Genomic DNA, 24,624 nt, shown 5'->3' with positions numbered 1-24,624 from the left:
CTCAGGCCCCGAAAATTTCCAGGAAACGGTCGATCTCGTCTTCGCCCGTCTGGAAGTTGGTGACGAGGCGCACGAGGATCTCGTTCTCGCCGAAGTCGAGCTTGAGGCCATGCGGCCGGTTCCAGTCGAGGAAGACGGCGCCGGCAGCGCGGGCCCTTTCGGCCGCCTTTCGGTCCAGAAGCGCGAAAGTCTCGTTCGTTTCCGAGGTCCAGGCGAGGCGCGCCTTGTCCGTCGCGGCGAGCCCTTGGCGCAGCCTTTCGGCCATCCGGTTGGCGTGGCGGGCAAGGTCGAGCCACAAATCGCCCGCCAGATGGGCCTCGAACTGGGCGGCGATGAAGCGTGTCTTGGAGAAGAGATGGCCGGCCCGCTTCCTGAGGAAGGGCAACTCGGACGCCATCTGCGGATCGAAGAAGACGAGCGCCTCGGCCGAGACGCAGCCGTTCTTGGTCGCCCCGAAGGAGAGGATGTCGACGCCGCGCTTCCAGGTCATCTCGGCCGGCGTCCTGCCGAGCCGCACCAGGGCGTTGGCAAAGCGCGCCCCGTCCATATGGACCGGAATGCCGCTGCCCCGCGCCAGCGAGCACAGGAGGTCGAGTTCGGCGTCCCGGTAGATGGTGCCGACCTCCGTCGCCTGCGTCACGGAGAGCGCGATCGGCTGGCCGGCATGCACGAAGCCCGGCTGGAAGCGGCGCAGCGCATCCTCCAGCTCCGCCGGCGCGATCTTGCCGAGCGTGCCGTCGAGTTGCATCAGCCGGGCGCCGCTGGTGTGGAACTCGACCGCCCCGCACTCGTCCTCCACGATATGGCTTTCGCGGTGGCAGAAGATCGCCCCGCCGGGCTTTGCGACCGCCGCGAGCGCCAGCGCGTTGCAGGCGGTGCCGGTGCCGACGAAGAACACCGCCACCTCCCGCTCGAAGAGGGCGTTGAAGCGGTCTTCGACCGCGCGGTCGAGGGCGCTCGTGCCGTAGGCGTCGGCATGGCCGGCGGCCTGGCGTGCGATCGCCTCCACGATTTCGGGCGCAGCGCCCGACCAATTGTCACTCGCAAACTGCATGCCCGGCGCATAGGACGCCGGCACCCTGCCGCGCAAGCGTTTCCGCTCCGGGCATGAAGGAGCGTTCGACGCCCCGATCCATTCCTGCCCGGCCAAATCCGCCGTCAGGCGCACCAGAACGGCACGCGGCGGCCCCGATGGAGCCGCCGCGCCGTCTTTGTCGATTGGAACCTGGAAGGCGCCTACTCGACCTTTTCCATGAAGCTCGTATCGATGGTGGAGCTGTAATCGTCGAGCCGCGAGCTCAACTGGCCCTGCTCGACATAGAAATCGGCGACCTCGTTGATGAACTCCTGCACCTTGCCGCCCATCCAGGCCTCGGAAAGCTGCTCGTCGCGGCTCGGGAACTCGAAGAGGTCGACCATCTCGCGGGAATCGGCAAGGTCCTGCCCGGACTGCTCGGCAAGGATCGGCAGGTACTTCTCCTGGTCTGCCTTGAAGGCATCGTTGGCGTCCTCCGTCAGCTGCAGGAACTTCACCACGAGGTCCGGGTGGTTCTCGGCGAAGTCCTCCGTCACCGAGACGATGTCGAAGACGCGGATGCCGATATCCTCCTGCTCCTTGGCGGTCATCAGCACATGGCCGGATTCCTTCATCCGCTTCAGCGCCCCGCCGAAGCCGCAGGCCATGGTGACGAGGCCCTGCTCCAGCGCCACCGCGCCTTCCGGCGGGTTCATCTGCACGAGGTTCACCTTGCTCGCGTCGACGCCGAGATAGTCGAGCGTCTTGAGGAGCTTGTAGTGGGTCACGTTGCCGATCGGCGTGGCCACCTTCTTGCCCTCCAACTCCTTGGCGTTCTCCTGCGTGATGCCGGCATCCTCGCGCACCACGCAATTGTCGTTCTCCGCGTAGGAGACGGCCGCGCTGACCAGCTTCAGCGGCACGCCGTTGGTGACGGCGACGACGAACGGCACCAGGCCCTGCGAATAGGCGATCTGAACGCTGCCGGAGGCCATGGCGGAGGCCATTTCGTTGCCGTTGCCGAAGGAGCGCCAGTCGACCGGCACGCCCATTTCCTCGTCGAAGCGGCCGTCGGCCTTGTACATCAGGTTGGGCGAAGGCCATTCCAGGAAGTAGGCGACGGTGACCTTGTCGAGGTCCTGGGCCGCCGCGCCCCTCGCCACCAAGGGCGTGCCCATCAGGGCGAGGCCCGCAGCTGCACATGCAAGAGCTCTTCTCAGCATCGATCTTTCTCCTTTCGGTTGTTCCCCTCGAACGTTTCTTGTTGGCCCGGCTCACCCGGGCGGTCTTGCCGGCGGGACCTGCCGGCAGAAGAAAGGCCTTTCGGCGCCGGGCCGGAAGGCGTGAGGCACGGCCTCACCTCGCTCTGAATTCCGCACTGTCCATCAGCCGCATCAGGCGCATTGCGGGGTTATGGCCGAAGAACTGGATGCCGCGGAACGGCATGGCGCGGACCGGCGAGACCGGGAAGGGCAGGCTCGCGGCCTCCGCGCCGAGCGCCCTTTCGGCAAGGACGCGCCCCATCACGAGCGACATCGCCACGCCGCGGCCGTTGTAGCCGAGACCTGCGAGGAGGCCCGGCGCCGGCTCGTGGAAATGCGGCACGCGGTCGGCCGTGACGGCGATCTGCCCGTCCCATTCGAAGCGCCAGCTTTCCGGGCGGATCGACGGGAAGACCCGGGCGACGTCCTTCAGGAGCCATTCGACCCCGCCGACGCCGGCAAAGAGCCGGCGAAAGCCGAGCCCGCCATAGACGATGCGGTTATCCGGCTCGCGGCGCCCGTACATGATCAGCCGGCGCGTATCGGAGATCGTCTGTCCGCCCGGAAGGACCGGGCCGATCTCCTCCTCCCCGAGCGGCCTCGTGGCGATCTGCACCGGCGTGAGCGGCAGGATCGACTGCTTCAGACCCGCAAGCAGGCCGTCCGTATAGCCGTTGGTGGCGAGGATCACCTTTTCGGCGGCGACCCGGTGGCGCCCAGCCGTCCCCCCGGCCGTCATCGCCCAGCGCTCCCCCACCCGCCTCAGCTCGGTGACGGGCGAGCGGACATAAATCCTGGCGCCTGCCGATTCGGCGGCCCGCGCCAGCCCCCGTACCAGCGAGAGCGGCTGCACGGCCCCGCCCCGGGGCGCGAGGGTCGCGGAATCGAAGACCGGCGATCCCGTCATGCGGCGCACCTGGTCTCCGTCGACGAATTCGAAGCCGGCGCCGAACCTGTTCCATTCGAGAGCGGCTGCGCGGGCCCGCTCGCGTGCGCCGCGGCTATGGTCGACCCGCAGCCAGCCGTTCTGCCGCGCCTGGCAGTCGATCTGGTAGCGCCGCACCAGATCGAAGAGTTCGTCGGCCGAGCCGAGCGAGACCTCGGCAAGCCGTTCGAAATAGGTGCGGCCGACCGCCTTGAGGAGATTTTCCGGACGCGGCACCGGCAGCATCGGATTGACCTGGCCGCCGCTGCGCCCCGAGGCGCCATGCCCGACCTCGCCGGCCTCGAAGACGGCGACCTTCGCGCCCGCCTCCGCCAGACGAAGCGCCGCCCGCAGGCCGGTGAAGCCGGCGCCCACGATTGCGGCATCGCAGTCGAGATCGCCCTGAAGCGGCGTACCCGCCGCCCGCTCGACGGCCGTGACGGGCCAGAACGGGCCTTCGCGCTTGGAAGAAGGGCGGGTGTCCGTCACCGGCTGGACGCTTGCCGCGGGCGGAAGGAGGCCATTATCGTCATCAAAGTTCCGTATTGCAGAACATTACTCTCGTATTGCAATAGTGAAAGGAAGCCGGCGCACGAGTCAACACCGGCCCGCCGCAGGCGGCCCGTTCGAGAAAGCGGATTGGAAGACTTCAGCCCTGGCGGTAGCCGAGACGGGCCGAGATCTTCTCGGCCGTCTCCAGGAGAAGGGGGGCGAACCCGCGGAGCGTCCCGATCTCCGCCCGCTCGGTCAGCGACCACAGGCAGAAGGCGCCGTGGACGGATCGCTCGAAATCGTAGACGGGCACGGCGAGCCCGCAGACCTGCAGGGATTCCTCCCGGTCGCAGATGGCATATCCACGCTCCCTCACCTCGGCGAGATCCGCCTCGAAACTGGCGCGATCGCCGATGGAGAACTCGGTGTGCTTTTCGAACGTCAGCCGGGCGATCAGTTCGGCCCGCTGGCCTGCCGGCAGAAAGGCGACGAGGGCCTTGCCGATCGCCGTACAATGCAGCGGGGCATGGTCGCCCGCCTTGGAGGCGTAGCGCACCGGATAGCTGTTGAAGGTGCGAAGATAGAGGACGCGCTCGCCCGAGCGCACGCCGAGCTCCACATTATGGCCGGTCGCTTCATAAAGGCGGTCCAGCTCGTCGGCCGCGGCCTGCTGCAGGTCGGAACTGTGCCAGGTTCGCAGCGCCCAGCCCATCAGCCGCGGACCGACCCGGTAGGTCTTGGCGTGCTCGTCATGCTCGGCGAGCCCCTCGGTCAGCAGAATGGCGATGATGCGGTGCGCCGAGCTCTTCACCAGACCGGAGCGGGCGACGATCTCGGCGAAGCTCAGCGGTCTTCCGGCATTGGAGAGGATGTCGAGGATCTGCGTGCATTTGGCGACGATCGAGCTCTGGTTGCTCGGTGTCCGGCGCGCCTCGCCGCTGAGATCGTCGCCCGCAGATCGCATGCTGCGGCATTAGGCCGATGTTTCCCGCCGCGCAATGGTGGCGGCGCCTGCGCCTTTCTCCTCAGCGCCGGGCGCGCCCCAGGATCCGGTCGAGCGAGACGCTGCCCGGCCCGTAGGCGAGGACGGCGATGAGCATCGCCGCCCAGGGGAGATGGAAATTCGCCCAGCCCCCCGGCTCCGTCAGCTGGATGATCGCCGTCATGCCGAGGAGGCCGAACGCGGCAAGGCGCGTGCCGAGCCCCAGGATCAGCAGCGAGGGAAGCACGATCTCCGCGCAGGCCGAGGCCCAGGCCATGACGACAGGCGCCGGGAACGGATAGGTCGCGCCGAAGATGTGCAGGCGAAACTCCTCGCGAAAGAGGAGGATCGTCACGTCCGACAGGTCGAGAAAGCCTTCCCATTTCAGCATGCCGGATTTCAGGAACGGGATCGCCGCCGCAAATCGCAGAACGAGCTGCACCAAGCTCATCGGGATGCGCTCGAAGAAGCGCGCCGGCGCCAGCGCAAGCTCGGCGGAGCGACCAGTCAGGGCATCGCTCTCGGTTTCGGGCATCGCTCAGCCTCGCTTTTCGGGCGGTATCGGCGGGAAGGCGGCGGGCGGGGGTAGAAACGCCCCGGCGCCGAGCGCATCGGCAAGGTTGGCGGCAAGGTCGAAACCGGCTTTGCCCGCGGCCGCCTCGGCCGCCTCGCCGAGCCGCGCGCCGGCAAGCAGCGCCTGGGAGAAATCCGCCCCGCCTGGTCTGAGGCGCCGCGTCTCCACCTCCAGCCCGGGCCGGGTGACGAGCGCCGCCTCGCGGCGCGAGAAATCGACCGGCGCGGGCTCCGTGAGGCCTGCGTTCATCGACCAGACGGTAACGACCGGATAGCGCGAGATGAGGAGCTGCGTCGCCGGATGCGGCTGCAGGCGAAGGGCGCCGAGCGCCTCTTCCGGCAGGGCGGCAAGGCCGGCGAGCGTGAAGGGCCGCGCATCGGCGGCGTGGTAGGCCCGAAGCCGCGCCCGCTCCAGCCGCGCCACGTCCGGCAGATAGGGATGGCGCCGGGCCGGCGCGAATGTCTCCAGGAATTCCGGCAACTCCGCGCCGTAATCGAGAAGAACCGGCCGTTTCGGCGGATGCCGGCGCACATAGACATCCGCCATCGCCGCGAAGAATTCGTCCCCGAGCATGCGCCGGAGCGCCGGATAAGCATCGCGCAGGGCTCGCGACAGCGACACGACGACGTTGTTGCGGTAGACCGAAAAGCGCTTGCCGTCCGGACCGTTCCGGCCGGGCGTCGGGGTCAGCCCCGCCGGCGCCGGCAGGTCCGGGTCGAAGAGGGCGGCGGCAAAACCCGCCTGCAGCTCAGGAAGCGGCGCGGCGCGCATCGCGGCCCTCCCCGGCGCTGAACAAAATCGCCTCGGCCCGCGCCGCCTCGGCGGCGAGGACCGGCCAGTCGGGCAGCTCCGAATCCCATTCCACCAGCGTCGGGACCGGCCCGACGCGAGCGATCACGCGCTCGTAGAGCGTCCACACCGCGTCGGTGACAGAGCGGTCGTGCGTATCGACGAGGAGCGGCGCGCCGCTCTCGTCCTCGTCGACGGCATGGCCGGCTAGATGGATCTCGCCGACGAGATGGACTGGGAAGCGGTCGAGATAGGCCTCGGGCGAATAGGCGTGGTTGGTCGCCGAGACATAGACGTTGTTGACGTCGAGCAGCAGCCCGCAGCCGGTGCGGCCGGCGAGCTCGGCGAGGAAATCGACCTCGTCCATGTCGGAGGCGGAGAAAGCGACGTAGGTCGACGGATTCTCGATCAGGATTTTCCGCCCGAGCCGCTCCTGCGCTTCCTCGACATGCGCCGCGACGAGGCGGAGCGTCTCCTGCGTATAGGGCAGCGGCAGAAGGTCGTTGAGGAAATGGCCCTCATGCGTCGACCAGGCGAGATGCTCCGAAAAGCTCTGCGGCTGGTAGCGGTCGAGAAGGGCGCGCAGCTTTTGAAGATGCGCCCCGTCGAGCCGTCCCGCCCCGCCGATGGAAAGCCCGACGCCGTGCAGCGACAGGGGATAGCGCTCGCGAATGGCGCTCAGATAGTGATGCGGCGGACCGCCCGCCCCCATGTAGTTCTCCGGATGCACCTCGAAGAAGCCGATCTCGGATTTCTCCTCGAGGATCTGCTTCACGTGGTCGAGCTTCAGGCCGACGCCCGCCCTTTCGGGCAGGCGGGCGGCGAGCGCAGGTTCGCTCCTCGGAGAAAGGGGCATGGCGGTCCTCCCGGGTTCTTGCGGTCCTTTGGCGGCCGGGCCTCAGCCCTGCGGCAGGTCGCGGTCGAGCGGCTTCATGGAGCCCATGCGGTCGCCCGGAAGCTCCATCGTCTCGCAGGTGCCGGCTTCCACGTACTTCCAGGAATTGCCCTGGTAATCGACCTTGGAGGTGCCCTGGCAGGTGGTGCCCGGCCCTGCCGCGCAATCGTTCTGCCCGGCCATGGCGACGCCGTAGCACTTCTCCTTGCCGTCCTGGGCAAGGGCCGGCGCGGCGGCAAGGCTCGCCGCGGCGAGCACGGCGCCGGCAAGAGCGCTGGAAGTGAAGGTCCTGGTGGTGGATGACATCGGCATTCTCCCTATATTCCCTTGAGCGGCGACGTCGTGTCACCGCGCCGGGAGGGTGGCCGAATGTGCCGCGAGGCGAAACTCAACTCCCAACAGTTCGGCGTGAGTCCGCGCTGACGCCCAATCACGGCGGGGAGCGAAACCCGTGAAGACTTGCATTTCGTGCGGCAACATTGGCCGCCCGGTTGCGCCGACTTGCCGAGCAGGGCAAAATTTGACATGGTTGGTTAAATAGGACAGGTGTCCTGTCCTAGTTGGCGTGGGCAAAGCCGACGCCAAGGGATCGACGCTCCAGATTGCGCGCCGGCCCTTATGGGCGGCGGCCGTTCAACGCGGGGCGCGGATTCAGGATAAGATGAGCGTAAGGTCCGAAAGGGCCGATGGCTCGAGCCGCATCTCCGAAAGGAGTGCGACCCGAACGGATGGGGTGCCCCGAAATGCCGGCGCCGGATGAGGTGACGGCAGGGGGCAAAGAGGCGGAGGCAGGCCGTGACGCTGAAGACCCGTGATCTCACAGGCGAGAGGCAGAGCCGGGCGAAAGCCGCGGCGGGCCGGGCCGAGCGCATGGCGAAAGCCGCCGGCGCCGCGGGCAAGGGCCTCGTCGATCCGCGCGGCGAACGCGACGCCTGCGGCGTCGGCTTCATCGCCGACATGAAGGGCCGCGCCTCGCACACCATCATCGAGCACGGCATCAAGATCCTGGAGAACCTCACCCATCGCGGCGCCGTCGGCGCCGATCCGCTGGTGGGCGACGGCGCAGGCATGCTGATCCAGCTTCCCGACGCCTTCTTCCGCGAAGAGGCGGAGGCGTCGGGCTTTTCCCTGCCGCCGCTCGGCCGTTACGGCGTCGGCGTCTTCTTCATGCCGCAGGAGGACGACCTCCGCCAGCATCTGGAAGAGGCCGCGGAAGCCGTCGTCGCCGAGCAGGGCCAGACGGTCCTCGGCTGGCGCGACGTGCCCGTCGACAATTCCTCGCTCTCCCAGGCCCAGAAGATCCGGGCCGCCGAGCCGGTGCATCGCCAGCTCTTCGTCGGCGCCGCCGAGGGGCTTTCCGGCGATGAGTTCGAGCGCCGGCTCTACATTCTGCGCAAGGTGATCTCCAACCGCATCTTCGCCGAGAGCGACGGGCGGGACAAAGGCTTCTACATCGCCTCCTTCTCCTCGCGCACGGCCGTCTACAAGGGCATGTTCCTCGCCCACCAGCTCGCCGAATATTACAAGGACCTGTCGGATCCGCGCTTCGCCTCCGCGCTGGCGCTCGTCCACCAGCGCTTTTCGACGAACACCTTCCCGTCCTGGAAGCTCGCCCATCCCTACCGGATGGTCGCCCATAACGGCGAGATCAACACGCTGCGCGGCAACGTCAACTGGATGGCGGCGCGCCAGGCCTCCGTCGATTCCCCGCTTTTCGGCGAGGATATCGAGAAGCTCTGGCCGATCTCCTACGAAGGCCAGTCGGACACGGCCTGCTTCGACAACGCGCTCGAATTCCTGACCATGGGCGGCTACGAGCTCTCCCATGCGGCGATGATGCTCGTCCCGGAAGCCTGGGCCGGCAACCCGCTGATGGACGAGAAGCGGCGCGCCTTCTACCAGTACCACGCCGCCCTGATGGAGCCCTGGGACGGGCCGGCCGCAATCGCCTTCACCGACGGGCGCCAGATCGGCGCCACCCTCGACCGCAACGGCCTGCGCCCCGCCCGCTATGTGGTGACGGAGGACGACCTCGTCATCATGGCCTCGGAGGCCGGCGTCCTGCCGGTGCCCGACAGCTCCATCATCCGCAAATGGCGCCTGCAGCCCGGGCGCATGCTCCTCATCGATCTCGAAAAGGGTCGCATCGTCGACGACGCCGAGCTGAAGGCGCGCCTTTCCAGGGCGAACCCCTATCGCCAGTGGCTCGCCCGCACCCAGATCGTCCTGGAGGACATGCCGGAAGTCGGCTCGCGCGCGCCCGCCACGGCCGCCGCCCTCCTCGATCGCCAGCAGGCCTTCGGCTATTCCCAGGAGGATCTGAAGATCCTGATGGCGCCGATGGCGGTGACCGGCCAGGAGGCGATCGGCTCGATGGGCACCGATACGCCAATCTCCGTCCTCTCCGACAAGCCGAAGCTGCTCTACACCTACTTCAAGCAGAACTTCGCCCAGGTGACGAACCCGCCGATCGATCCGATCCGCGAGGAGATCGTCATGAGCCTCGTCTCCTTCATCGGGCCGCGGCCGAATCTGTTCGACCTGGAAGGCCTTTCGGAGCGGAAGCGCCTGGAGGTCCGCCAGCCGATCCTGACCAATGCCGATCTGGAGAAGATCCGCGGCATCGGCGAGATCGCCGACAACCACTTCCAGACCAAGACGCTCGACATCACCTACAATGCCGGCCAGGGCGCCGAAGGCATGGAAGACGCCATCGCCAAGCTCTGCCAGCGGGCGGAGAAGGCGGTCCTCGACGGCTACAACATCATCATCCTCTCCGACCGGCTGGTCGGCCCCCAGCGCATCGCCATGCCGGCGCTGCTGGCGACGGCCGCCGTCCACCATCACCTGATCCGCAAGGGGCTGAGGACTTCCGTCGGCCTCGTCGTGGAGACGGGCGAGGCGCGCGAGGTGCATCATTTCGCGGTGCTGGCCGGCTACGGCGCGGAGGCCATCAATCCCTATCTCGCCTTCGAGACGCTCGCCCAGATGCACGAGCGCGGCGAGTTCCCCGATGTCGTCGATGCGCGCGAGGTTGTGGAGCGCTTCATCAAGTCGGTCGGCAAGGGCATCCTGAAGGTGATGTCCAAGATGGGCATCTCCACCTACCAGTCCTATTGCGGCGCGCAGATCTTCGACGCGGTGGGCCTTTCCTCCGCTTTCGTCGACCGCTTCTTCTTCGGCACCGCGACGATGATCGAAGGCGTCGGCCTTGCCGAGATCGCCGAGGAGACGGTGCGCCGTCACAACCTCGCTTTCGGCGACGATCCGGTGCTGCGCCGCTCGCTCGAGGTCGGCGGCGAATACGCCTACCGCATGCGCGGTGAGGACCATGTCTGGACGCCCGACGCGGTCGCCCAGCTCCAGCATGCGGTGCGCGGCGAGGGCTTCGAGCGCTTCCGCACCTATTCCGAAATGGTTGATGGCGAAGCCGCCAAGCGGCTGACGATCCGCTCGCTCTTCCGCATCCGCGAGGCCGAGGCGCTCGGCTACGAGCCCGTCTCGCTCGACGAGGTCGAGCCGGCGGCCGAGATCGTCAAGCGTTTCGTCACCGGCGCCATGAGCTTCGGCTCCATCTCCCGCGAGGCGCATACGACGCTCGCGATCGCCATGAACCGGATCGGCGGCAAGTCGAACACCGGCGAGGGCGGCGAGGAGGCGGAGCGCTTCGTCCCGAAGCCGAACGGGGATTCGGAGCGCTCGGCCATCAAGCAGGTCGCCTCCGGCCGCTTCGGCGTGACGACGGAATATCTCGTCAATTCGGACGTGATGCAAATCAAGGTGGCGCAGGGCGCCAAGCCCGGCGAGGGCGGCCAGCTGCCCGGCCACAAGGTCGACGCGGTCATCGCCAAGGTCCGCCATTCGACCCCGGGCGTCGGCCTCATCTCCCCGCCGCCGCATCACGACATCTATTCGATCGAGGATCTCGCCCAGCTCATCTTCGACCTGAAAAACGTCAATCCGGCCGGCGACGTCTCCGTCAAGCTCGTCGCCGAAGTCGGCGTCGGCACGGTGGCGGCGGGCGTCGCCAAGGCGCGTGCCGACCACATCACCATCTCCGGCTATGACGGCGGCACGGGCGCCTCGCCGCTCACCTCCATCAAGCATGCGGGCCTGCCCTGGGAAATCGGCCTTGCCGAGACCCACCAGACGCTCGTCCATGAGGGCCTGCGCTCGCGCATTGCCCTGCAGGTCGATGGCGGGTTGAGGACCGGTCGCGACGTGGTCATCGGCGCGCTTCTCGGCGCCGACGAATTCGGCTTCTCCACCGCGCCGCTGATCTCGGCCGGCTGCATCATGATGCGCAAGTGCCACCTCAACACCTGCCCGGTCGGCGTCGCCACGCAGGACCCGGTTCTCAGGAAGCGCTTCCGCGGCAAGCCCGAGCACGTCATCAACTACTTCTTCTTCATCGCCGAGGAAGTGCGCGAGATCATGGCCGCAATGGGCGTGCGCCGCTTCGACGAACTGGTCGGCCAGCGCGACCGCCTCGACGTGATCCCGCTGATCGAGCACTGGAAGGCCAAGGGGCTCGATTTCTCCCAGCTCTTCGAGCGTCCCGAGGCGCCCGATGAAGAGATCCGCTGGACGCGCCGCCAGGTCCATCCGATCGACGACGTCCTCGACCGCAAGCTGATCGCCGAGGCCGAGCCCGCTCTGGAGCGCGGCGAGACCGTCGCGATCGAGACGAAAATCGCCAATCTCGACCGTTCCGTTGGCGCCATGCTCTCCGGCGAGGTCGCCCGGCGCTACGGCCATGGCGGTCTGCCGGACGACACCATCGTGGTGAAGATGACCGGCACAGCCGGCCAGTCCTTCGGCGCTTTCCTTGCCCGCGGCATCACCTTCGACCTCGTGGGCGACGCCAACGACTATGTGGGCAAGGGGATCTGCGGCGGGCGCATCATCGTCAGGCCGCCGGAGGATCTGAAGGTCGATCCCGCCGACGCCATCATCGTCGGCAATACGCTGCTTTACGGCGCCATCGAGGGCGAATGCTACTTCTCGGGCGTCGCCGGCGAGCGCTTCGCGGTCCGGAATTCCGGCGCCATCGCGGTGGTGGAAGGCTGCGGCGACCATGGCTGCGAATACATGACCGGCGGCATCGTCGTCGTCATCGGCGAGACCGGGCGCAACTTCGCCGCCGGCATGTCGGGCGGCATCGCCTACGTGCTCGACGAGGACGGCACCTTCGAGCGCCGCTGCAACCTCGCCATGGTCGAGCTCGAGCCGGTGCCGGAGGAAGAGGCGCTTCTGGAAGAGCTGCACCACCATGGCGGCGACATGGAATGGCACGGCCGCGTCAACGTCTCCTCCAACATGAACGCGCATGACGAGGAGCGCCTGTTGACGCTGATCACCAACCATCACCACTACACGGGCTCCGGGCGCGCCAGGCACATCCTGGAGAACTGGTCGGAGTACCGGCCGAAATTCGTCAAGGTGATGCCGGTCGAGTATCGCCGCGCGCTCGTCGAGATGGAGGAGCGCCGCATGGGCTCGGCGCGGCAGCTGGCCGCCGAATAGCGCACATGCGGGCATTTGCCCGTTTCAGGCGAAGGGCAATTTCATCAGGCTCCTGCCTCGGGCAGGCCGGCATGCGGGCAGCCGCCCTTGGCCGGCGCGGGCGGGCGGAGCGGGAAAGGGCGCGACGGCAGGCGCGAAAAGGGGCGCCGTAGGCGCCGACAGAGGGTAGGACGGGTATGGCGAAGGTTACGGGATTTCTGGAGATCGACCGGCAGGAGCAGCGCTACCAGCCGGCCTCCGACCGCATCCGGCATTTCAAGGAATTCGTGCTGCCGCTGCCGGAGCCGGAAGTGCGCCGGCAGGCGGCGCGCTGCATGGATTGCGGCATCCCCTACTGCCACGGGCCGACCGGCTGTCCGGTGCACAACCAGATCCCCGACTGGAACGACCTCGTCTGGCAGAACGACTGGGAAGAGGCCGCCCGCAATCTCCATTCCACCAACAATTTCCCTGAATGGACCGGCCGGCTCTGCCCCGCCCCCTGCGAGGAGGCCTGCACGCTGAACCTGGAAGACGTGCCGGTCACCATCAAGACCATCGAGGAGGCGATCGCCGACAAGGCCTGGCAGGAAGGCTGGGTGCAGCCCCAGCCTCCCGAGGCGCGCACCGGCAAGCGCGTTGCCGTCATCGGCTCAGGTCCGGCCGGCATGGCCGCCGCCCAGCAGCTGGTGCGCGTCGGCCACGAGGTGCACATCTACGAGCGCGAGCCGCGTGCCGGTGGGCTCTGCCGCTACGGCATCCCCGACTTCAAGATGGAAAAGCACCATATCGACCGGCGCGTGGCGCAGATGGAGGCCGAGGGCGTCACCTTCCACTACAACGTCAATGTCGGCGTCACCCATCCGATGCGCGAGATGATCGACGGGCACGACGCTGTGCTGATCGCCGCCGGCGCGGAACGTCCCCGCGATCCGGGCATCGGCGGCATGGAGCTGAAGGGCGTCTATTACGCCATGCCCTATCTCGTGCAGTCGAACCGGCGCGTGAACGGCGAGCCGGTGCCCGAGATCGACCACCCGGACGACATCTGGGCCGGCCGCAAGCATGTCGTGGTCGTCGGCGGCGGCGACACCGCCTCGGACTGCGTCGGCACCGCCTTCCGCCAGGGCGCCATCTCGGTCACCCAGCTCGACATCCGCCCCTGCCCGCCGGAGAAGGAGGAAAAGGGGACCGTCTGGCCGTACTGGCCGACGAAGCTTCGCACCTCCTCCAGCCAGGCGGAGGGCGCCGAGCGCGAATTCCAGGCCGCGACGCTCGAATTCGTCGACAAGAACGGCGTCCTCACCGGCGTCAAATGCGCCCGCGTCGACGAAAAGCGCCAGCCGATCGAAGGCACGGAGTTCATCCTGAAGGCCGATCTCGCCTTCATCGCCATCGGCTTTGCCGGCCCGGCGGAAGATACCTTCATGAAGGAGCTCGGCGGAGCCCTGAAGCAGGACCGGCGCACCAACATCCTCGCCGACGAGACGAGCTATCGCACCTCGCTCGACAAGGTCTTCGCGGCCGGCGATGTCCGGCGCGGCCAGTCGCTGGTCGTCTGGGCGATCCGCGAGGGGCGCCAGGCGGCGCGCTCCATCGACGAATTCCTGATGGGCGAGACCTCGCTGCCGCGCTGAGCCGGCGCCGGAGCGGACAAAACGCGGACAAGAAAAAAGGCGCCCCGCGGGGCGCCTTCGTTCTCAAGAACCCTTCCGGCCTCGGGCGACCTCAGGCGGCCTTGTTGACCGCGGCGTCGATCCGCTTCTCGCCGGCCGTGCCGATGGCGATCTTGCGCGGCTTCATGGCCTCGGGGATCTCGCGCACGAGATCGATGTGCAGAAGGCCGTTCTCCAGCGTCGCGCCCGTCACTTCGACATGGTCGGCGAGCTGGAAGCGGCGCTCGAAGGAACGCGCGGCGATGCCGCGATAAAGCACCTCGCGCTCCTGGCCCTCGTTCTCGTCGTTGCGCTGCGCCTTGACGGTGAGGATGTTTTCCTTCGACTCGATGTCGATGTCCTTCTCGCCGAAGCCGGCAACCGCCATGGTGATGCGGTAGGCGTTCTCGCCGGTGCGCTCGATATTGTAGGGCGGATAGGTCTGCCCGCCATTCTCGTGGCCCGACATCGTGTCGAGCATGTTGAACAGCCGGTCGAAGCCCACGGTCGAGCGATAGAGCGGGCTGAGATCGAACTGACGCATGATAAGTCCTCCTTGATGAAGCGACATTGAGAGATCAGCGCCGCGGCTTCATCGTCGAAAGCGTATCCGCCGGCGCCGGCAGGGCCCTGTCGGCACCCCGCATCAGAAAAATGGGAATTCGCTTTTCGCCGTTCAAGCCCTGCTAAGTCATTGAAAACAATGAATACGCGCTTCTGCTGCGCGCTGAACTGAAAATGAACGCCGGGTTCTGGGTCGGTTCAGTCGCCTCTTCCTATTCTCCGCACTGTCTTGAAGGGGCGCTGCCCCGACAGCCCAGGAGAAACGCCATGAAACTCGCTCCCTTCGCCGCCGCCGGCATCCTCGCCCTTTCGGCCCTGTCCTTCACCGCCCCGGCCAATGCCGCCGGCGTGACCTTTTCCTTCACGCAGAGCGGCTCCGCCGTTCATGCCGACTGGCGCGGCAACGGCTGGCGCCAGGATCGCCATCGCCGCGGCGCCGAGCGGCTCTCGCCGCGCCGCATCTCGCACATCCTGCGCCGCCAGGGCATCGACCCGATCCGCTTCCTCGACACCCGCGGCAGGGTCTACGAGCTCACCGCCCGCGCCCGCCGCGGCGCCCCGGTGAAGGTCTCCGTCAACGCCTACAGCGGCGAGATCGTCAGCCTGCGCCCGCTGCGCGGCCATGATCGCAGCCCGTGGGATCGCCGCGGCCACCATGGCGGACCGCGCAACCGCTAAGCGCTTTTTCAGGAATATCGGACGCCGCTAACGCCCCCTCCGGTGTCCGGTAAAGAGCCGGTGGTCCCCTTTCGGGGCCGCCGGCTCACTTCGTCCGCCTCGCTTCGTTTGCACAGGCAGCGATTGCGGGCGCGGCGCTCTGCCGCTATCAGCGGCGGATAGTCTTTTCGGCCGAAGGCCCTCGCTTGCCGATTCTCGTCGAGACCCCGCAGAATCCGATTCCCGCCGGCGCCCGCACCGCGATGGTGCCGACGCCCGACGGCAAACAGCTTCGCGCCGCCTGGTGGCCTCCCCAGGGACAGCAGCGCAAGGGCACCGTCGTGCTCCTTCAGGGCCGGGCGGAGTTCATCGAGAAATATTTCGAGACCGTCCACGATCTGCGCCGCCGCGGCTTCGGCGTCGCCACCTTCGACTGGCGCGGCCAGGGCGGCTCCACCCGCAGCCTCGGCGATCCGCTCAAGGGCCATGTCGACGATTTCTCCGAATACCTCGTCGACCTTGAGACCATCATGGAGGAAGTGGCGCTCGCCCGCTGCGCGCCGCCCTTCAACATTCTTGCCCATTCGACCGGCGCCGCCGTGGCGCTGCTCTATGCGGCCCGCGCCCGTACGCAGGTCGAGCGCATGGTGCTCACCGCCCCCCTTCTCGGCCTTGCCGGCCGGCGCACCAAATCGCTGGCGCGCATCACCGGCACGCTCAACTATCTCGGCTTTGGCGAGGTCTATGCCGGCCGCCATCGCGGCCAGCTCGTCCAGCTCGATCCCTTCGAGGGAAATCCCGTGACCGGCAGCTCGCGCCGCTACGAGCGCAACCAGGCCGTCATCCGCGAAAGCCGCTCGCTCGGCCTCTCCGGCCCGACCTTCGCCTGGGTGCATTCGGCGCTGCGGGCGGCGGAGTATATCGCCGAGCCGGGCTTTGCCGAGCGCGTGCCCCTGCCCGTCCTGATCGCCTTTGCCGGCGACGAGCGTGTCGTCTCCAACTCAGCGATCGAGGAATTCGCGCTGCGCACCAAGACGGTCGGCAGCGTGCGCATCGCCGGTGCCCGTCACGAGATCCTGCAGGAGGCGGACCGCTTCCGCGACGATTTCTGGGCCGCCTTCGACGCCTTCGTCGGCGACACGGCGAAAAGGTGGAGCGAAGCCCTTCAGACCTGAAGGAGCTCGACGGCGGGTCCTTTGAGTCGCGCGTCGCCGATGGCCAGCACGCGGCCCCCGAGGGCCGGCCCGCTGCCGTCCCAGGAGATGACGGCCCCGCCCGCCCCCTCGATGATCGGAACGAGCGGCACGATGTCGTAGGCCTTCAGCCCGCTCTCGGCCACGCAATCGATGAAGCCCGCCGCCACCATGGCGTAGGCGTAGCAGTCGTAGCCGTAGCGTGTCAGCCGCGCCGCGCCGGAAAGACGGCGGAAGGCCGCCGCTTCCTCGCCGACGAAGAGATCGGGATCGGTGCTGGAGACCATCGCCTCGCCGAGCGAGCCGCAGGCGCGGACCCGGAGCGGCCGCCGCTCGCCGCCGCGCTCGAAAAAGGCGCCGTTCGCCGTGCCGAAGAAGCGCTCGCCGAGATAGGGCTGCGAGAGCATGCCGCAGACGGGCTTGCCGTCGATCATCAGGCCGATGAGGCTGCCCCAGAGCGGCAGCCCGCAGATGAAGGCTCGCGTCCCGTCGATCGGATCGAGCACCCATTGATGCGAGCGCCCCTCGCCCTCCGTGCCGAATTCCTCGCCGACGATGCCGTGCTCGGGATAGGTCTTGCGGATCAGCTCGCGCATCACCGCCTCCGCCCCGCGATCCGCCTCCGTCACGGGGTCGAAGCCGCGGCCCTCGCGGCTTCCCTTGTCGTCCACGTCAAGTGGGGCCCTGAAATGCTTCAGGATCACCTCGGAGGAGGCCTCGGCGAGCCTTGCAAGGAAGGGAAGGAAATTTTCAGGCGATTGCATAGCAGAGTTGCCAATTTGCAAGTTAGCTAAAAAACGATTGAACTTCAGTTAGTTAGGGAAACGACATTGGCCGAAAGGCCGCATTCGCGCCCCCCCATGGGCGAGTCTTTTGGCCAATGTGGCTCCGGGGTACTTGCATCTTGTGCAAAGCAGCATATTTTGTGCATTGCGATACGCTGTATCGCAGCCCTCATTGGGCGTTTCCTCCCTAGACTTGGCCGCACCGATGGTGCGGCCTTTTTTCTTTCTGGCTCCCGAAAATCCCGGTTTTCCGCCATTTGCGCGTATAGGCGCGGCCCTATTCGGCGGCTTCCTCGAGCGCCGCGGGCGGCTCGATGCGCAGCCCCATCAATTCGCCGGCGAGAACCCCGAGCGAACGCTTCAGCGGCTCGAAGCCCTCATGAAGCCGGATCGCCTCCTCGTCCATGTAGAGCCCCCGGTTCACCTCCAGCTGCAGCACATGCAGCCCGAAGGAGGGCCGGCCGTAATGCTCGGTGATGTAGCCCCCGGCATAAGGCTTGTTGCGCGATACGCAATAGCCGAGCGAGCGCAGCACCCTCACCGCGCATTCCGTCAGCTCCGGCGCGCAGCTTGAGCCGAAGCGGTCGCCGACGACGAAATCGGGCCTGAGCCCCGGCGCCGCGTTGCGGGCCGAGGAGGGCATGGAATGGCAGTCGATCAGCACCGCCGTGCCGAACTGGGCCAGCGTCTCCGCCAGGCGGCGGCGCAGCACGTCGTGGAAGGGATGGTAGATCGTCTCGATCCGCATCAGCGCCTCGCCGAGCGCGATCGGCCCGGGATAGATGAGCCGTCCTTCCGAGACCATGCGCGGGATCGTGCCGAGTCCGCCGGCGGCGCGCAGCGAGCGTCCGTTGGCGCGCGGCGGCAGCGGCTCGCGGAACATCTTCGGATCGAGCTCGTAGGGCTCGCGGTTGAGGTCGACATAGGCGCGCGGATAGACGGCCGAGATCAGGGGCGCGCGCCGCTCCACCACCGAAGAGAAGAGGACGTCGATCATGAAGTCCTCGGAGCGGCGGATCGCCAGCGGGTCGAGCTGCGAGGCCGCCAGGAAGCCGGGCGGGTAGTAGCGGCCCGAATGCGGCGAGGAGAACAGGAAGGGCGTTGCCGGCTCGGCCGGCCCCAGAATGCGAAAGGGCCGCAGCGGCAGGGGCTCGGGGTCCGTTTCCGACATGGAAGGCGTGCTTTCGCTCATGAATCTGTCTGGCCTTGGCCGCCCATGTTGCCGGGGCTCTCGCCCCCTGTCCACAGGCCGATGCGGCCTCGCGCCCCGCCACAGCGCCGCGATCGCCCCCGTTGCGATTGTGTCCGCGGCGCTTACCCGATATTTACCCACTGGGCGCACAAGGGACTGAACGAGGACGGACGTAGCTGGGGACGCATGTTGGGCCGAATTCTTCTTGCCGAGGACGACGAGGATATGCGTCGCTTTCTTCAGAAGGCGCTGGAGAACGCCGGCTATGACGTCGTCGCCTTCGATAACGGGCTCTCCGCCTACAAGCGGCTGCGCGACGAGCCCTTCAACCTGCTTCTGACCGACATCGTCATGCCGGAGATGGATGGCATCGAGCTCGCCCGCAAGGCGACCGAGCTCGATCCGGATCTGAAGATCATGTTCATCACGGGCTTTGCGGCCGTGGCCCTCAACCCGGATATGGCCGCCCCGCAGGATGCCAAGATCCTGTCGAAGCCGTTCCATCTGCGCGACCTCGTCAACGAGGTCGGCCGGCTGATGGCGGCCTGAAGCCCGCCTGCGGCGGCGGTGCCCCGAAAGAGGTTCCTCCCGCCCTTGCGTGCGGACAAGTCAGGCGATATATCCGCCGGGCCGTTTCGCACGGCACCCCTTTGGAAGGGCGCGTAGCTCAGCGGGAGAGCACTACGTTGACATCGTAGGGGTCACAGGTTCAATCCCTGTCGCGCCCACCATTTACTCACTGATTTCATTGTCGATTTCGCCGCCGGAACCGCCGGCGGCCAGACCCGCTGGCGGCCGGGCCGGCGCCTGGCCAGCAGCGCGTGGAGACGGGCGAAGCTCCGGCCGCCACGCCGGCCGGTCGCCCCGCCTTCATCCGTCTGTCCCGAATCCGCGCTCGGCTACGATCCGGCCTAATCCATAATGAGGACGGGCCCGCCGGCCGCGCCGCGCTCCGCTCCGCCCGAACCGCTCTTGATCGTCTCGCCCGTCGCAAGGTCGATCGCCTCGCTCCAGCCGGTCTGGGGCAGGAACCGGCCTTTTGCGCCGGCGTGGTCCTTCACGGCCGGCTTCGGCAGGACCAGACGGGCAGCGCCCTTGCCGAAGCTGAGGGGTAGCAGGCGCGAGGCATCGCTCTCCTGCGCCTCGCCGAGGCGCACCTCGCCATCGCCGAGCAGAATGCTGAGATTGCGGTAGACCTGCCCGGCCAGTGTGGGGTTGAGCCGCCGGTCGTAGAGGCCGAGGCGCGGAAAATAGCCGCGCTCCATGTCGATGAAGGTGTCGAGGAAGAAGGCGGTGTCCGGATAGGCATGCGCAAGCGCCACCGCTTCGGCGACGCGCCCGGCGACGGCAGCCGGCTCGTCGATCAGCTCGGCGGGATTTTCCGAGGCGAGGCGGATATTGATATCGGCCTTCGTCCCGATCGCCGCCGCCCTGGCGCGCAGGGACGCCACCGTTTCGGCGAGCGGATCCGCCCAGGCAAGGCTGAAGACGTAGGCGTCGACGAGCCCCGATGCCTCGCCCGCGCGGGCGAAAGTCTCCACATCCGCGAACGCCGCTTCGCCGAAACCGTAGCTGACGTAATGCGAGAAGGCGGTGCCGGTGACCTTCTTCTCGGCCGAGCTCTCCACGCGGGTCAGCGAGAGCCGGGCCGACAGGCGGCCGCGCCAGCCGGCCGCTCCCTCAAGGAAGGCCTCGCGGTCCTTCCAGGAAATGATGGTCTCGAACGTGTCGACGAGGCCCGCATGCTTTTCCAGGAGCGCGATCTGGCGCTCGCCCGGCAGGCCGAAATGGAACGCCGTGAAGCGAAAGCCCATGCGGTGCAGCTCGCCGATCCTTTCAAGATAGGCCGGGTCTTCGAGGTCGCGCAGCGGGATACGCAGCATCCTCGTCCCGGCTTCCATCAGCGCCAGGAGGTGGTAGTCGTTCCGCGCTTCCTTGCGCAGGAACTCGTCCATCGGCCCGTTATAGGGAAGCTTCACCACCTCGGCCCAGTTGTGGCGCAGATGCACGCCGAGCGCGGCGGCAGGCGCCTTGCCGCCGGCAAGCAGCGGCGCTGCGGCAGGCCCCGCCGCCGCCTCTTCCTTGCTCTCCTCGATGCCTTGCGTGCGCACCAGCCGGAGCGCGATCCGGTCGGCGAAGACATCGGCGATGAAGAAGCCGAGCTTGCCGGCATCGTCGCGCCCGAATTCCTTGCCGGGTCCGCCCCGGAAGAGCTCCGAATAATCCTGCCGCACGAAGGAAAGTGCCGGCAGGATGAAGGAATCGAAGCCTTCGTGCCGGTTGTAGAAGAAGTTGTGCACATGGCCCGCGAACACCGCCTCCACTTTGCCCGCGAGCAGGGAGAGCAGCCAGGAACGGCCCGGCTCGTCCAGATTGTCGTAGTTGGAAGGCTCGTCCGGCGAATGGATGAAGGGCGGATAATGGATGAAGACGAAGGAGCGTCCGCCATAGGGTTCGGCGAGCAGGCCCTCCAGCCAGGCCTTCTGCTTGGCCTCGTCGGGCAGGCCGGTATTGATGATCTCCGCATTGAGGAAGATGAAGCGGCAGCTCTTGTGCTCGAAGGAACGGTAGTCCTCGCCGAAATTCTTCCGGAATTCGGCAACGCTCGCCGCATCGACGGGCGCTGCCGGCAGGCCCGGCATCGGCTTGTCGCCGATGTCGTGGTTTCCGGGGATCAGGTGCAGCGGCGCCTCCAGCGGCGCGAAGATCTCCTTCGCCTCCGCCACGGCGCTGGCATAGCTCGGCAGCGACGGAAGCGGGTGCACCATGTCGCCGAGATGGATGACGAATTCCGGATCGAGGGCACGCAGCAGGGAGACGGTGCGCCGCGCCCGGCCATTGGCATAGGAATTGACCGTCCAGGGCGAGGAATCGTCGCTCTCCTGCGGCCGGATATGCGTGTCTGAAATGATGGCAAAACGAAAAAGCGGCGCTTCGCGGGCGTCGGATTGCATTCGGTCGACCTTTCGATTGGCTTGTTCTTGGCGGTTGCCCGGTTTGGCGAAAATCGTGGGTTCAGGCTTTCGATGAATTCGGCGGCGCCAGTCGACTTCGAACGATCGTGACGATGGCGAGGATCGTCAGGATGAAGAAGCCGACGGCGATGGGGCTGTGCAGAAAGATCATCGGATCGCCGTCCGAAATGACCAGCGAGCGGCGCAGACCCTTCTCGAGCATCGGCCCGAGCACGAAGGCGATCACGAACGGCACGACCGGCAGGCGGACGCGCTCCATCACCAGCCCGCCGATGCCGAAGCTGAGCATGACGAAAACGTCGAAGATGTTGTTGTTGATGGAATAGGTGCCGAAGACGCACAGGACGAGGATCAGGGGAAAGACGTAGCCGGTCGGCACCCGCGTCACGTAGCGGCCGACGCGGATGAAGGCGATGCCGACGATGCGCAGCGCCACGTCGCAGACGAGCAGCGCACAGAAGAGGCCGTAGATGAGGTCGGCGTGGGTGACGAAGAGCATCGGGCCGGGCTGCAGGTTGAAAATCAAAAGGGCGCCGAGCATCACCGCGGTGACCACGTCGCCGGGAATGCCGAGCGTCAGAAGCGGGGCGAGTGTCGCGCCGTTGACGCCGTTATTGCCCGCTTCGGCGGCGGCGATGCCTTCCAGCGAGCCGTGCCCGAACTCTTCCGGATGGCGGGAATTGCGGCGCGCCTGCTCGTAGCTGAGAAAGGCGGCCGGCGTTGCGCCGAGGCCCGGTATGACGCCGAGGATGAGGCCGATCACGCCGCCCCGCACCATGTGCCGGAAGGAAGCCTTGAACTCGCGCCATGTGAGATGGTTGTCGTCGCCCGCGCCGGTCTCGGCCGCGATCGCGACCGATGCGTCGGAGCGCCCGGAGCGGACAAACTGGCGCATGAATTCGGGAACGGCGAAGAGGCCGATGAGGAGCGGCACGAAGCTGAAGCCGCTGAGGAGCTCCAGAGAGCCGAAGTCGAAGCGCCCGTAGCCCTGCACGGGGTCCATGCCCACGGTCGAGAAGAGGAAGCCGAGGATGCCGGCGATCAGCCCGAGCAGCATGGAGCGGCCCGCCACCCCACCGACCACGGTGATGGAGAAGACGATGAGGGCGAAATATTCCGGCGAGCGGAAGTAGATCGCCACCTTGGCAAGCAGCGGAAAGGCGAGGATGACGAGGATGGTGCTGGTCAGGTCTCCGACCATTGAGGCCCAGTTCGCCATGTGCAGCGCCTTGCCCGCCTGGCCCTTCTGGGTGAGGGCGTAGCCGTCCAGCGTCGTGCAGGCGGCCGCGGGCGTGCCCGGCGTATTGAACAGGATCGCCGAGATGGAGCCGCCGTAGATCGCCCCGACATAGACGGCGGTCAGCAGCGAGAGCCCTGTCAGCGGGTCCATGTTGAAGGTGAACGGCATCACCAGCGCCACCGACAGCGTGATGCTGAGGCCCGGCAGCGCTCCGAACAGGCAGCCGATGGCTACGCCGCCGAAGACCGCGAGGAGGTTCGAGAGCGTGAAGAAGAGATGCGCGCCAGCCCACAGGCCCGAGCCGATGGCGCCGAAATAGCCGGTGACGGCGCCGATGAGGTCGAGAACATCCATCGGAGGTCTCCTATGTCCCGCTCACCAGAGCGCCCGGCCGAGCATGCCGCGCGGCAGCTGGACGGAGGCGGCAACCTGGAAGAAGACGACTAGAACAGCCGTGACGGCGGCGGCGTAGACAAGCACCTTCCACCAGCTCTTCACGCGAAAGCAGCGCATGTAGGCGGCGAGCGCGAGGAAGCTCGCCGGCACCATCCCGATGACGACGATGGCCGCGAAATAGGCAAAGAGCGACAGGGCGGCGACATAGTCGGGCGCCTCCAGAACCGGGCTGCGGACCTCGCTGTCCTCCTCGCCGGCCTCCCCCCTGAAGAGACTGGCGAGCTGCATTGTCGCCAGAAGCGCCAGCGCCGCCGTGAGGACATAGGGAAAGAAGCGCGGACTGAGCCCGTTGCCACCCCCGACGACGGTGACATGCGAGGGGATCAGCCAGCCCGCCAGGATGGCGCAGACGCCCAGGAGCGCGACCGGCACGGCAAACTCGCGCGTTCGGCGAAAGCTCATCTCTTCCGTCCTTCGAATTCTGGGGGGACCGGGAGGGAGCGGCACCCGCCGGGGCGGGCGCCGCATCGGGCGCTTATTTGCGAAGGCCGATCTCTTCGGCGATTTTCACGTAGCGCTCGTAGTCCTTCTTGACGAAGGGGTCGTAGGCTTCCTTCGGCATGTAGCCGGGCTCGTCGCCGAGCTTCTTGACGAGGCTGATCCACGACTTCGCCTCGGTCGTCTTGGCCAGCGCCGCCTGCCAGGCGTCCTCGACCTCCTTCGGCAGTCCCGGAGGGCCGGCGACGCCACGCCAGCCGACGATCGAGACCTCCGGCAGGCCGACTTCGGTGTAGGTCGGGATGTCGTCGAAGCCCTCGACACGCTCGGGCGTCGTCATGGCGAGGCCGCGCACGGCACCGCTCTGCAGCGCCGAGGCAAAGGAAGCGAGATTGCCCTGGGCGAAATCGACCTCGCCCTGGAGGAGGGCCAGCAGCGCCGCGCCGTCCGAATCGTAGTGCACCGGCGTTCCGACGCTGGCCGGAAGGCCGAGCTCGCCGAAAAGCATGTTGGGACCGAGATGCGTGACGTTGCCCGCGCCGGCCGTCCCGTATTTGAAGCTGGCGCCCTCCGCCTTCAGCGCTGCGGCGAAGTCATCGAAGCTCTTGTAGGAGGAATCGGCTTTGACGATCAGCACGTTCGGATTGATCTGCGTGCGCGCGAGATAGTCGAAATCGTCGTAGCTGTAGGGGAGGTCAGGGCTGAGCGCCGGGCGCAGCACATTGGCCCCGATCGCGGTCATCAGCATGGTGTAGCCGTCCGGCTCGCTCTCCTCCACCTGCTGCGCGCCGACGGCGCCGCCGGCCCCCGGCACGTTGACGACGATGACGCCCTGCCCGAGGAATTCCGGCAGCACGCTCGCCAGCGCCCGTGCGGCGAGGTCCGTCGCCCCGCCCGGCCCGTAGGGCACGACGAGACGGATCGGCTTTTCGGGATAGGCGTCCTGCGCCTGTGCCGGCACGGCTGGAGCGGCGAGGGCGAACGCACACAGCGCAGCCCCGGCGGCCTTTCGGATGATGCTCAACGAAAA

Annotated in this window: 20 protein-coding genes and 1 tRNA gene; 6 read left to right on the top strand and 15 right to left on the bottom strand. The window is 67.3% G+C overall.

What is annotated here, in order from left to right:
* Position 1: 1 nt before the first annotated feature.
* The 8 genes from CLD20_RS05600 to CLD20_RS05565 all read right to left on the bottom strand — a co-directional run bounded on the left by CLD20_RS05600 (position 2) and on the right by CLD20_RS05565 (position 7,240).
* Positions 2 to 1,054, bottom strand: coding sequence for a low specificity L-threonine aldolase (locus tag CLD20_RS05600; protein WP_224405621.1), 1,053 nt, complete (start codon positions 1,052 to 1,054; stop codon positions 2 to 4).
* Positions 1,055 to 1,236: 182 nt separating this feature from the next.
* Entirely contained in the window at positions 1,237 to 2,238 is a 1,002-nt protein-coding gene (locus CLD20_RS05595) for an ABC transporter substrate-binding protein (RefSeq protein WP_224405620.1), read from the bottom strand.
* Positions 2,239 to 2,371: 133 nt separating this feature from the next.
* The gene (locus CLD20_RS05590; protein ID WP_224405619.1) at positions 2,372 to 3,691 is read right to left on the bottom strand and encodes an FAD-dependent oxidoreductase; all 1,320 of its coding nucleotides are present in this window, start codon (positions 3,689 to 3,691) and stop codon (positions 2,372 to 2,374) included.
* A gap of 160 nt (positions 3,692 to 3,851) precedes the next feature.
* Positions 3,852 to 4,658 (bottom strand): IclR family transcriptional regulator, encoded by an 807-nt coding sequence (locus CLD20_RS05585; protein ID WP_224405618.1) that lies wholly within the window; start codon positions 4,656 to 4,658, stop codon positions 3,852 to 3,854.
* 61 nt (positions 4,659 to 4,719) lie between these two features.
* The gene (locus CLD20_RS05580) at positions 4,720 to 5,211 is read right to left on the bottom strand and encodes a DoxX family protein (RefSeq protein ID WP_370636814.1); all 492 of its coding nucleotides are present in this window, start codon (positions 5,209 to 5,211) and stop codon (positions 4,720 to 4,722) included.
* 3 nt (positions 5,212 to 5,214) lie between these two features.
* Complete coding sequence (locus CLD20_RS05575; RefSeq protein WP_224405617.1) at positions 5,215 to 6,021, bottom strand: DUF2063 domain-containing protein; 807 nt, start codon at positions 6,019 to 6,021, stop codon at positions 5,215 to 5,217.
* Positions 5,999 to 6,895 (bottom strand): DUF692 domain-containing protein, encoded by an 897-nt coding sequence (locus tag CLD20_RS05570; RefSeq protein ID WP_224405616.1) that lies wholly within the window; start codon positions 6,893 to 6,895, stop codon positions 5,999 to 6,001. The genes CLD20_RS05575 and CLD20_RS05570 overlap by 23 nt, the downstream gene beginning before the upstream one ends.
* A 42-nt stretch (positions 6,896 to 6,937) precedes the next feature.
* Positions 6,938 to 7,240 carry a DUF2282 domain-containing protein gene (locus CLD20_RS05565; protein ID WP_224405615.1) on the bottom strand — a complete coding sequence of 101 codons (303 nt, stop codon included), beginning with the start codon at positions 7,238 to 7,240 and terminating at the stop codon, positions 6,938 to 6,940.
* Positions 7,241 to 7,804: 564 nt separating this feature from the next.
* Here CLD20_RS05565 and gltB point away from each other — a divergent pair.
* Positions 7,805 to 12,460 carry a glutamate synthase large subunit gene (gltB, locus tag CLD20_RS05560; protein ID WP_224405957.1) on the top strand — a complete coding sequence of 1,552 codons (4,656 nt, stop codon included), beginning with the start codon at positions 7,805 to 7,807 and terminating at the stop codon, positions 12,458 to 12,460.
* Positions 12,461 to 12,636: 176 nt separating this feature from the next.
* On the top strand, positions 12,637 to 14,076 hold the full coding sequence (locus CLD20_RS05555) for a glutamate synthase subunit beta (RefSeq protein WP_224405614.1): 1,440 nt from the start codon (positions 12,637 to 12,639) through the stop codon (positions 14,074 to 14,076).
* A 91-nt stretch (positions 14,077 to 14,167) separates the two neighbouring features.
* Here the strand turns inward: CLD20_RS05555 and CLD20_RS05550 are convergent, their stop codons facing one another.
* On the bottom strand, positions 14,168 to 14,638 hold the full coding sequence (locus CLD20_RS05550; protein ID WP_224405613.1) for an Hsp20 family protein: 471 nt from the start codon (positions 14,636 to 14,638) through the stop codon (positions 14,168 to 14,170).
* A gap of 287 nt (positions 14,639 to 14,925) precedes the next feature.
* Here CLD20_RS05550 and CLD20_RS05545 point away from each other — a divergent pair, with 287 nt between their 5' ends.
* On the top strand, positions 14,926 to 15,336 hold the full coding sequence (locus CLD20_RS05545) for a hypothetical protein (protein ID WP_224405612.1): 411 nt from the start codon (positions 14,926 to 14,928) through the stop codon (positions 15,334 to 15,336).
* 185 nt (positions 15,337 to 15,521) lie between these two features.
* Positions 15,522 to 16,490 carry an alpha/beta fold hydrolase gene (locus tag CLD20_RS05540; RefSeq protein WP_224405611.1) on the top strand — a complete coding sequence of 323 codons (969 nt, stop codon included), beginning with the start codon at positions 15,522 to 15,524 and terminating at the stop codon, positions 16,488 to 16,490.
* On the opposite strand, the gene hisN is transcribed toward CLD20_RS05540, so the two are convergent.
* A complete protein-coding gene (gene hisN, locus CLD20_RS05535; protein WP_224405610.1) occupies positions 16,481 to 17,272 on the bottom strand; it encodes a histidinol-phosphatase in 792 nt (263 codons plus the stop codon). The genes CLD20_RS05540 and hisN overlap by 10 nt on opposite strands.
* 298 nt (positions 17,273 to 17,570) lie before the next feature.
* Positions 17,571 to 18,485 carry an N-formylglutamate amidohydrolase gene (locus CLD20_RS05530; protein WP_224405609.1) on the bottom strand — a complete coding sequence of 305 codons (915 nt, stop codon included), beginning with the start codon at positions 18,483 to 18,485 and terminating at the stop codon, positions 17,571 to 17,573.
* Between the two features lie 186 nt (positions 18,486 to 18,671).
* Between CLD20_RS05530 and cpdR the strand changes: the two genes are divergently transcribed.
* Both cpdR and CLD20_RS05520 read left to right on the top strand, forming a co-directional pair.
* Positions 18,672 to 19,034: a cell cycle two-component system response regulator CpdR gene (cpdR, locus tag CLD20_RS05525; protein ID WP_224405608.1), complete on the top strand. Its 363-nt coding sequence runs from the start codon at positions 18,672 to 18,674 to the stop codon at positions 19,032 to 19,034.
* A 107-nt stretch (positions 19,035 to 19,141) separates the two neighbouring features.
* Positions 19,142 to 19,216, top strand: a tRNA-Val gene (locus tag CLD20_RS05520).
* A 180-nt stretch (positions 19,217 to 19,396) separates the two neighbouring features.
* On the opposite strand, the gene CLD20_RS05515 is transcribed toward CLD20_RS05520, so the two are convergent.
* The 4 genes from CLD20_RS05515 to CLD20_RS05500 all read right to left on the bottom strand — a co-directional run bounded on the left by CLD20_RS05515 (position 19,397) and on the right by CLD20_RS05500 (position 24,618).
* The gene (locus CLD20_RS05515; protein ID WP_224405607.1) at positions 19,397 to 21,439 is read right to left on the bottom strand and encodes a metallophosphoesterase; all 2,043 of its coding nucleotides are present in this window, start codon (positions 21,437 to 21,439) and stop codon (positions 19,397 to 19,399) included.
* 61 nt (positions 21,440 to 21,500) lie between these two features.
* Complete coding sequence (locus CLD20_RS05510) at positions 21,501 to 23,054, bottom strand: tripartite tricarboxylate transporter permease (RefSeq protein ID WP_224405606.1); 1,554 nt, start codon at positions 23,052 to 23,054, stop codon at positions 21,501 to 21,503.
* A 21-nt stretch (positions 23,055 to 23,075) separates the two neighbouring features.
* The gene (locus tag CLD20_RS05505) at positions 23,076 to 23,558 is read right to left on the bottom strand and encodes a tripartite tricarboxylate transporter TctB family protein (protein ID WP_224405605.1); all 483 of its coding nucleotides are present in this window, start codon (positions 23,556 to 23,558) and stop codon (positions 23,076 to 23,078) included.
* 73 nt (positions 23,559 to 23,631) lie between these two features.
* Positions 23,632 to 24,618, bottom strand: a complete 987-nt coding sequence (locus CLD20_RS05500) for a tripartite tricarboxylate transporter substrate binding protein (protein ID WP_224405604.1) — start codon at positions 24,616 to 24,618, stop codon at positions 23,632 to 23,634.
* Between the last annotated feature and the right edge of the window lie 6 nt (positions 24,619 to 24,624).

The sequence above is a fragment of the Afifella sp. IM 167 genome (assembly GCF_020144925.1).
Lineage (GTDB): Bacteria > Pseudomonadota > Alphaproteobacteria > Rhizobiales > Afifellaceae > Afifella.
This window is presented reverse-complemented; position numbering and strand designations above follow the sequence as displayed.